General features: G+C 45.9%; 10 protein-coding genes. All 10 read right to left on the bottom strand.

Annotated features, from left to right (window positions below):
* Positions 1–214: 214 nt before the first annotated feature.
* The 10 genes from lgt to ACEW8F_RS04880 all read right to left on the bottom strand — a co-directional run bounded on the left by lgt (position 215) and on the right by ACEW8F_RS04880 (position 8,989).
* A complete protein-coding gene (gene lgt / locus ACEW8F_RS04925; RefSeq protein WP_373482360.1) occupies positions 215–1,000 on the bottom strand; it encodes a prolipoprotein diacylglyceryl transferase in 786 nt (261 codons plus the stop codon).
* Between the two features lie 2 nt (positions 1,001–1,002).
* Positions 1,003–1,572 carry a phosphate propanoyltransferase gene (pduL, locus tag ACEW8F_RS04920; RefSeq protein ID WP_373482359.1) on the bottom strand — a complete coding sequence of 190 codons (570 nt, stop codon included), beginning with the start codon at positions 1,570–1,572 and terminating at the stop codon, positions 1,003–1,005.
* Positions 1,573–1,637: 65 nt separating this feature from the next.
* Entirely contained in the window at positions 1,638–3,377 is a 1,740-nt protein-coding gene (recN, locus tag ACEW8F_RS04915) for a DNA repair protein RecN (RefSeq protein WP_373482358.1), read from the bottom strand.
* A 10-nt stretch (positions 3,378–3,387) separates the two neighbouring features.
* The gene (locus ACEW8F_RS04910; protein WP_373482357.1) at positions 3,388–3,837 is read right to left on the bottom strand and encodes an arginine repressor; all 450 of its coding nucleotides are present in this window, start codon (positions 3,835–3,837) and stop codon (positions 3,388–3,390) included.
* Between the two features lie 82 nt (positions 3,838–3,919).
* Positions 3,920–4,792: an NAD(+)/NADH kinase gene (locus ACEW8F_RS04905; protein WP_373482356.1), complete on the bottom strand. Its 873-nt coding sequence runs from the start codon at positions 4,790–4,792 to the stop codon at positions 3,920–3,922.
* Positions 4,793–4,805: 13 nt separating this feature from the next.
* Positions 4,806–5,633, bottom strand: coding sequence for a TlyA family RNA methyltransferase (locus ACEW8F_RS04900; protein ID WP_373482355.1), 828 nt, complete (start codon positions 5,631–5,633; stop codon positions 4,806–4,808).
* Positions 5,634–5,698: 65 nt separating this feature from the next.
* Positions 5,699–6,595 (bottom strand): polyprenyl synthetase family protein, encoded by an 897-nt coding sequence (locus tag ACEW8F_RS04895; protein ID WP_373482354.1) that lies wholly within the window; start codon positions 6,593–6,595, stop codon positions 5,699–5,701.
* Positions 6,592–6,810, bottom strand: a complete 219-nt coding sequence (gene xseB / locus ACEW8F_RS04890; RefSeq protein WP_373482353.1) for an exodeoxyribonuclease VII small subunit — start codon at positions 6,808–6,810, stop codon at positions 6,592–6,594. Before xseB ends, ACEW8F_RS04895 begins: the two co-directional genes overlap by 4 nt.
* Positions 6,810–8,021: an exodeoxyribonuclease VII large subunit gene (gene xseA / locus ACEW8F_RS04885; RefSeq protein WP_373482352.1), complete on the bottom strand. Its 1,212-nt coding sequence runs from the start codon at positions 8,019–8,021 to the stop codon at positions 6,810–6,812. The genes xseB and xseA overlap by 1 nt, the downstream gene beginning before the upstream one ends.
* The gene (locus tag ACEW8F_RS04880) at positions 8,018–8,989 is read right to left on the bottom strand and encodes a peptidase M22 (RefSeq protein ID WP_373482351.1); all 972 of its coding nucleotides are present in this window, start codon (positions 8,987–8,989) and stop codon (positions 8,018–8,020) included. The genes xseA and ACEW8F_RS04880 overlap by 4 nt, the downstream gene beginning before the upstream one ends.
* Positions 8,990–9,062: the final 73 nt, after the last annotated feature.

Below are 9,062 nucleotides of genomic sequence, written 5' to 3'. Positions count from 1 at the left end.
CGTCAGACCGGAAGTTTGCCGCCGGCTTCCTTCAGATTCCCCGTCGCCGGGGACACCCTTGCCTTAAGCTATGCACTTGGCACTACCTACCCGTGCTCGGGACTTTCACCCGTTAGATTGCGCCCATGCCGGGCGCACCACGAAAAAAGACTGTCAGTTTTTCCACTGACAGTCTTTTGATTGATGCTGTATTAGTTTTTAATTTTCTGCTTAGTTATTTTTTCTTAATCAGAGAATCCATAAACCGATCTTCATTTTTGCGAAGATACCAGAGGCCGCCGATAGCTACTGCCACTAATGCCAGACTGATCAGCTGAGCTGTTCGCAATCCCATAAACATCAGACTGTCAGTTCTCAGCCCTTCAATGAAAAAGCGACCGACAGAATACAAGCCAAGGTAAACAAAGAGTAATTCACCGTCAACCTTCTTAATTTTATCTTCATAAAAAAAGAGAAAGCCAAAAATAAGCACATTCCAAACTGATTCATAAAGAAAAGTGGGGTGTACCTTGATGATTCCCAAAGCGGCATCATTCACAGTGATAGCCCAGGGCAAATCAGTTTGCGAACCATAAGCTTCCTGGTTAAAAAAATTCCCCCAGCGACCAATGGCCTGGCCTAAGGGCAGCGCTGGAATCAGCACATCCGCCAATGCGAAAAAACTGATCTTCTTGATTCGACACAGAATCAGTGCCACAATCACACCGGCAATAATACCGCCGTGGATGGCCAGTCCGCCATGCCAGGTTGCAAATATTTCTTCCGGATGGGCGGAATAATAGTCATAACTGAAGATAACGTAATAAAGCCGGGCCCCGATGATCACCGCTGGGGTCATATACAAAAAGAAATCCATAATAATCTCAGGATCAATCCCGTACTTAGGAGCCCGTTTTATCGCTATGAACAGCCCAATCAGTAGAGCCGAGGCAATTAAAACCCCATACCACCTGACTACAAGGCCAAATGCGGTAAATGCTATCGGGTCTGGCGCAATCATCACTAAATAATGGTTGCGATTTGACCGTTTTTAGCTCCGGCAGCATTTCCTTCTTCAACATCAAGGTGCATATCCAATTTAAAATCTGGATGAACGCGAACGAGCACGTTGTCAAATGTCAGACCGCGGGGGCCATCCAGTTTAACACAAACAACATCCTTATCTTTTAATCCGTAAGCGGCGCCTTCTTCAGTGCTCATATGAATATGTCGAGCGGCAACAATGGCACCCTTGGCAAGTTCAACTTCTCCAGCTGGTCCAACAATTTTAACCCCTGGGGTATCGGCAATATCGCCAGAATTTCGAAGCGGTGCTTGGATTCCTAAAGCAAAACCATCTCCGACAGAAACTTCCAATTGGGTTTCTGGTCGAACTGGGCCCAGAATCCGAATGCCTTTTAATGTTCCTTTAGGTCCAACCACATCAACTTTTTCTTCAGCTGCATATTGTCCTGGTTGTGATAAATCTTTCATCGGTGTTAATTGGTAGCCTTTACCAAATAATGCCTCTAAATCTGCCTGGGATACGTGAATGTGTTTGTTAGATAACCCGATGGGTACTTTTCTTTCCAATTTATATCTCCTTTAATTAAATAAATTTTTAACAATCTTTATTTTATCCAATAACTAATGAAATGTTAAGATAATATTTTGTCTTCTTTGCTTTTTTTTGATTTTTTTATCTTTTGGCTTAATTCCAGCATTTCCTGAGCATGTTCCCAGGTTTTTCGGGTCACTTCGGCACCGCCCAGCATCCGGGAAAGTTCCTCTTTTTTACCCTTTTCGTCCAGGGGAACAAAACTTACCTCCACCCCATCATTTTGGGTGCGCTTTTCCACCATAAAATGCTGATCTGACATGGCCGCGATCTGTGGTAAATGAGTAATACAGATAATCTGTCGGCCTCTGGGCGGCGTAACACTGAGGGCCTGAATCTTTTCAGCTACCACCTGAGCGGTTCTGCCGCTGATCCCGGTATCGATTTCATCAAACACCATCGTTTCAATGGCGTCCAATCCTCCAAAGATGCTTTTTAAACTCAGCATAATGCGCGATATTTCCCCTCCGGATGCAACCTTCCCAAGCGGTTTTGGCGCTTGACCCGGATTGACGGAAATTAAAAATTCCACCGTATCCTGACCATGGGTGGTCACCCGGTTGGCATCATGTTCCACCAAAATTTCCACCTGAACCTTTTCCATGGCCAGCTCTCCCAATTCTTTTTCAAGAGCGGTCTTCAATATTCCGGCGTTTTTTAAACGTAACTCATACAGATTATTACTGATCTTATAATACATATCTTGAATCCCGCTTAATTCCTGGTAATAAGTCAAGAGACTTTCATCCCGATTCAACAGGCTTTTTAAACGGCTGCTGATTTCCTCAGTGTAAGTTAGGATCTCAGCAATATCATGACCATATTTTCGTTTAAGCCGAGCAATGACGCTCAACCGAGTTTCGATTTCATCCAGATCACCCAAGCTATACTCCATATCTTCCAGATAGGAGCGGATCTCAAACGAAAGATTTTCGGCTTCACTTAAAATACTATTGACCGTTTCCAGTTTATCTTCAAAGCTGCTGTCAATTTTGGAAATTTCGACAATGCTTTCAACCAGCAGACCCAGGGCATCAAGAATTGGGTTCTGATCGGAATTTTCACCTCTGAGCAATTCATAAGCCTGGCTGGTGTGGGAAAAAAGACGTTCCCGGTTTTCCAGAATCCGCTTTTCCCCTTCCAGTTCTTCATCTTCTCCGATAATAAGGGCGGCAGCTTCGATTTCATTGATTTCAAACTGCAGCGTTTCTTTTTCCCGCTCCAATTCCCGTTCGTTGGTTTCCAGCGCTGCGATTAAATCCTGAATTCGTTTGATGTCACTTGCATTGGCTGCTGTCTGTTCCCGGTATTTCCGACTTTTTTCACCGCCGAAGGCATCCAGTAACTGGCGATGATTCTCCCGCTTAAACAGGGATTGATGCTCATGCTGGCCATGGATATCAATGAGTTCGTCCCCGATTGTTTTCAGTTGAGCGACGGTGATAATTAAACCATTGGCGCGACAGATATTGCGGCCCCGATCATCCATTTCCCGAATCAAAATCAGCTGGCCATCCTCCATCGGTATACCGTATTCCTGACATTTTTCAATCAGATCGGACTGTTCACTGATATCAAAAAGTCCCTGTACCGTCATCTTGTTTTTTCCCTGACGGATGTTTGTTTTATTGCCCCGATTCCCCAGAACCAGAGTCAATGCATCAATGACAATGGATTTACCAGCTCCGGTTTCCCCGGTAATCACATTGAGTCCCGGATGAAAATCCACCGCCAGATGATCAATCAGAGTATAATCGTTCACTACAAGATTTCTCAGCATAGAGCCCTCCCTATTTCATCAGCTTTTTGAATTTACCCACAATTTCACCCACCATGTCGCGGTTGCGGACGAGCACGAAGATGGTATCATCCCCGGCGATGGTTCCCACAATTTCACACCAGTCCATCGAGTCAATGGCCAGGGCTGCCGCCTGGGCCATGGCTGGCAGAGTTCTCAGCACAATGGTGTTTTCGACATAATCGATGGTTAAAACCGATTCTTTAAAAACAGCAGTAACCCGTTCAATATAAATGGTGCCAATATCCTTAAGGGGGGCATAATGCTGCACCCCTTCGTGGCTGCTCACCTTGATCAATTTTAACTCTTTGATATCCCGGGAGATGGTTGCCTGGGTCACCGGAAAACCAGCATCTTTCAATGCCTGGGCCAGTTCTTCCTGGGTTTCAATGAGATTATTTTCGATGATTTCAATAATTTTTAATTGTCTTGATACTTTCATGTCTTTTCCTTCCTTCTCCAATGCTAGTTAAGCTCGCGGCAATGCTGTCATATTTGTAATTCTCTGTCGTTGGTCATTTATTCTAATACTCACTGGAAAGTTTAATTCTCAGACGATCATAGCTGCTCATCTGATTCAGCCGGATGAGGTGAGTGCAATAGGTGGCTTTTTTAACCTTAACCGCATCTTTCGGAGTAATGGAAACCGTGGTCTGTCCATCAAAGGTGACCACAATATCTTTTTCACGGTCACCAAATTCCAGATTGATCACCTCGTCCTCCGGCAAAATGTAGGATCGGTCATGCAGTCGATGGGGACAGATGGGGTTAAGAATCATCACATTGGCCTGAGGTGACACCACCGGCCCACCAGCGGCCAGCGAATAACCGGTAGAACCGGTGGGAGTGGCAATGATCAACCCGTCGGCCCGAAATTTATCAATCGTCGAACCGCTGGCTTTGGCCTCAATATCCATCATCCGGAAGCCCCGGCTTTTGACCAGCACATCATTTAAGGCGATATAAAAACAGGCGCTTTCATTTTCTTTTTTTATACTGCAGCTTAACATCATCCGCTCTTCGATGTAATAATCCCCGGAGCTTAAATTTTTCAGCGTATCTTCATAATTACCAGCCTCGCCTTCAGTTAAAAACCCCAGCTTGCCCAGATTGATTCCGAAAATTGGAATGGAATAAAAACAAACCTTACGGGCAACAAACAAAAGGGTGCCATCCCCCCCCAGAACCAGAATACAATCCGGTTTTCGATAGAAAAGGTTTTTCGGATAATAAATTAGATCTTTATGAGGATATTTAATCTGGCCTTCCAGCAGGGCTATTTTAAAGCCACGAATGATTAAATAATTGATGCATTTTTCTGCCAGAGCAGGACTGTCCGGCTTATCCATATTGAGATAAATACCGATTTCCTTAAAGTTCTTAAATTCAGCTTCCAATCTTACTCACATCCTATTCGTCCTGGGGTTCTTTCTTTTTTTTACAGCTTTCATGGGCAATGTTTACCACCGAGTGAATCAATGCTGCCCAGTTTCCCTCAGTCTCCGGCTCGTTATTTTCAACAAAAACTAAAAACTCAATGTTACCCTTGGGCCCTTGAATCGGTGAGAAGTCCAGATCTTTTATTAAGAAGCCCTGATTTTCGATGGCAGTCATCACTTCAAACAAAATCGACTCATGCACTTTTTTATCCCGGATGACACCGTTTTTGCCGATTCTTTCCCGTCCGGCTTCAAACTGCGGCTTAATCAGCCAGATCCCCTGGGCCCCCGGTTTCATCAACAATTTGATGGCCGGTAGGAGTTTGGTTATCGAAATAAACGATACATCCATGACGGTACCATCGACCATCTCAGAAATATTTTGTGCCGTCAGATACCGAAAATTAGTCCGTTCCATGGAAACAACCCGGGGATCGTTTCGTAGCTTCCAGTCCAGTTGTCCGTAACCAACATCAACTGCATACACCTTTTCGGCCCCATTCTGCAGCAGACAATCGGTAAAACCGCCGGTGGATGATCCAATATCAATAAAGGTTTTTCCCATCACCGCCAGATCAAAAACGGCCAGCCCCTTTTCCAGTTTTAAACCACCGCGGCTGACATAGGGCATATCACTGCCCTTAACCAGAATCGTCGCCTCGGTGTCGACCAGATCCCCGGCCTTGTCCTTGACTTGCTCATTGACCTGAACCAGCCCGGCCATAATGGCTTTTTTGGCCCGCTCCCGGGTATCAAAATAATTCAGGCTCACTAATAATTTATCTAAACGTTCTTTCAATTTTTCCTCTTTTCATGGGTCCATTTTCATTTTTTTTATTTAGTACTAACTGCAAAATACAGTCCCTATTTTCGGCGACGGCAGATGTAGCTGGCCAATTCCTGGAGAAAAGCCGTTCGCTCCCCAATCGGTTTAAGCATTTCGATGGCTTCCGTTTCCAGTTCATCGACCCGCAGTTTTGATGCTGCCAGACCATAGAGCGATACAAAAGTCGATTTATGATTTTTTTCGTCACTGCCAATGGGCTTGCCCAGATCTGCTTCGTTGCCTTCGATATCCAAAATATCATCAACAATCTGAAAAGCCAGGCCAATTCGATGACTATAGCTGATTAGCCGTCCCTGGGTGGCCGGTTCAGCGCCAGCGATGATGCAGCCGCTCTGAATACAGGCTTCCAGCAGGGCGGCAGTCTTGTGTAAATGGATATAGTCCATTTCGTCCAGACCGATGACCTTATCTTCGCTGAGCATGTCTGCCACCTGGCCACCGATCATGCCCCGAATACCGGAAGCCCCCATGATGCATTTCATCGCGCAGAGATAGTTTTCCAACACCGCTCCCGTTAGTCCCTGAGTTCCCGAAAGCATGGTTTCAACCGCATAATTGAGGAGTCCATCCCCGGCCAGAATCGCCATCGCATCACCATAAACCTTATGATTAGTTGGTTTTCCCCGTCTCAGATCGTCATTATCCATGGCCGGCAAATCGTCATGGATCAAGGAATAGGTATGGATCATTTCAATCCCCATCGCCAGTGGTTTGATCACCTCCACATCCCCTTCCAGGGCCTGGCAGGTTTCCGTCATTAAAATCGGACGCAACCGTTTCCCCCCGGCAAAAAGACTGTATTTCATGGCTTCGATAATTATTTCCGGGGTATCCAGGTTTTGCTGAAAAACATTTTCAAGTTCCTCATTAATTGCGGCCACCCGGTCATCAAGTTGAGTTCTAAAATCGTTCACGATTCCACACTCCCCTCGAATTCCTTTTCTTCACCATCTATCATGATCGTTATTTTTCCTTCCAGGGTGTCCAAATCGGCGCTGCACTCATTGATCAGTTTCATTCCCTCTTCAAACAGTTTCATTGATGCCTCGATTTCCTGATTGTCTTCTTCCAGTAGTTCGGCAATGGTCTCCAGACGACTTATTTTTGTTTTCAGTTTCTTAACTGCCATTATTTATTCTCCTTCGTGGATTGAATGCTTGCCTCAGCTTCGCCATCCGCAAAATGGAGGGTTACCAGCTGATCAACCGTTAAACCGGTCACCGCAGCAATCGGTAAACCGGTGTTATCGGTCACCCGGACATAACCTTTTTTGAGCACATGTATAGGACTCATGGCTTCAATCCTGGTTTTAATATTGATCAATTGCTGTCGTTCATTTTTTATCTGTCCTTTTAGTGACCGGATCATCCGTTCATTAATAAGATCTAGGTGAAGCCGCATTTCTTCGATCCGTTCTTTGGGACGAAACCGCAGGAATTCTTTTTTCATCCGCATTAACACCTCACGGTTCCTGCTGATTTTAGCTGTCATGACCTGAATCAGATGGCTTTTCTGGGTAGCCAGGGCTCGCACCATACTGAGGGTTTCTTCGGCGACCAGTTCGGCTGCCCCGGAAGGGGTGGGCGCCCGCAGGTCCGCCACAAAATCAGCAATCGTATAGTCAATTTCATGCCCTACTGCCGAAACGATTGGCAATTCCGATTCATAAATAACTTTGGCCAGCTGCTCGTCATTAAAGGCCCACAAGTCTTCAATAGAACCGCCTCCCCGACCAATGATAATCACATCCACCGCCTGAGCGGCATTAAAAGCCAGAATCCCTTTGATGATGTTCCCGGCAGCTTCATCCCCCTGGACCAGACTAGGATAAATGACAATATCGATCAGCGGATTCCGGCGTTTGATAATCGAAATCATATCTTTGACCGCCGCTCCGGTGGGAGATGTGACCAGTCCCACCCGGCTGATAATTTCCGGCAGCTTTTTTTTATGATCGCGATCAAAATAACCTTTGGCTTCCAGTTCATCCTTTAACACCAGGTATGCCTGGAATAAATCCCCCAGTCCCTGGGGTTCCATAGATCTCACTGTTATCTGATATTGACCACTAGGCAGATAGACGCCTAAGCTCCCCCGCAGTGTCACTTTTTGGCCTTCTTTAGGCAGAAATTTGAGGCCGATGGCCGCATTTTTAAACATCACACAATCAATTTTACTGCCGGCATCTTTCAGGGAAAAATACAAATGTCCCGATGCCGCCCGTTTCACATTGGAAAGTTCTCCCTGGATCACCAGATTTCTAAGGAGACTATTGGATTCCAACAGGGTTTTAAGATATTGGTTAAGCTCAGATACACTGAGAATTTTTGCATTTGTCACTGACCGCACCTCATGCTTTTATAATAATCCATTCCCATCAGGGCATTTCCGGCCGCATTATCCCGGGAGTATTCTCCGGGGGAAAAATAAAGATACAGCCCCGATCTTTTTAGTTCATGCTCCACAATTTTTCGAATAATCTGATTGGACATCACTCCGCCGGAAAAGAGCACCGACTGAAAAGAATATTTTTTTCGCAGTCCGCCAATGGCTTTCGATAGCGTTTTGGCAATCGACTTAAGTAGCAGATAGGCCACTTCCGGCTCTTGCACTCCAACATCTAGCAGTCTCCGGGCCTGATTTTCCTGGCCGGAGAAATGAAAATCCATGCCGTCCATGGTGGCTGAAATAACCAATTTACTATCAATGGATTCAGGTACAGCCTGGTTTGCCAGCACTTCCAGGGCTTTTCCCGCCGGAAAGTCGCATCCCATCAGTACCCCAATCCGGTCGACTAGCTGTCCGGCATTGAGATCCCGGGTCGCGGCGATGATTTCGCAGTCAAAACCGATCGGTTTCTTTTGTACCAGCAGAATTTCTGATGTTCCACCCGAAAAATGAACCGCCGCGAAGGTTTCTTCCAATTCCGGAGAGCCGCTGCCATAAATGGCCGCCCGGAGATGATTCTCCTGGTGGCTCACCGCCAGCCGTTTGGCCCCCAAAACCCCAGCCATAGAACAAGCCATGGACTCCCCCGCACGAAAGACCGGCATATAGGAGTCAAGTAGCGGACGGGGCCGTTGTGAATAGCAGATGACCTCAATCTCCCGGCCTCGGGTCAGCTCCTGTAGCAAGATCGGTAAATGATGGACATGCTGAAAAAGGGCATCCGATTGACGAAGTCCTCTTTCTCCTGACTTCACTTCCAATAGGATGCCCTTGTTATAAATCATGTTTTCGTTTTCGTCTACCAAGGCAACCGAAGTTGTATAATTACTGGTATCAATGCCAAGACTAAGGGCACTCATTGAGTTCGTCCTTAACTATTTTATTTAAAATACCATTAACGTAATTTTTTCCATCCTCGTCTCCGAATTTTTT

The sequence above is a fragment of the Acetobacterium sp. genome (assembly GCF_041752335.1).
GTDB lineage: Bacteria > Bacillota > Clostridia > Eubacteriales > Eubacteriaceae > Acetobacterium.
Note: the sequence above shows the minus strand (reverse complement) of the source record. Positions and strands in the feature narration are given on the sequence as shown.

Coding starts and splice junctions, on each gene's coding strand:
- lgt (WP_373482360.1), bottom strand. CDS start 1,000: ATGATTGCGCCAGACCCGATAGCATTTACCGCATTTGGCCTTGTAGTC.
- recN (WP_373482358.1), bottom strand. CDS start 3,377: ATGCTGAGAAATCTTGTAGTGAACGATTATACTCTGATTGATCATCTG.
- ACEW8F_RS04910 (WP_373482357.1), bottom strand. CDS start 3,837: ATGAAAGTATCAAGACAATTAAAAATTATTGAAATCATCGAAAATAAT.
- xseB (WP_373482353.1), bottom strand. CDS start 6,810: ATGGCAGTTAAGAAACTGAAAACAAAAATAAGTCGTCTGGAGACCATT.
- ACEW8F_RS04880 (WP_373482351.1), bottom strand. CDS start 8,989: ATGAGTGCCCTTAGTCTTGGCATTGATACCAGTAATTATACAACTTCG.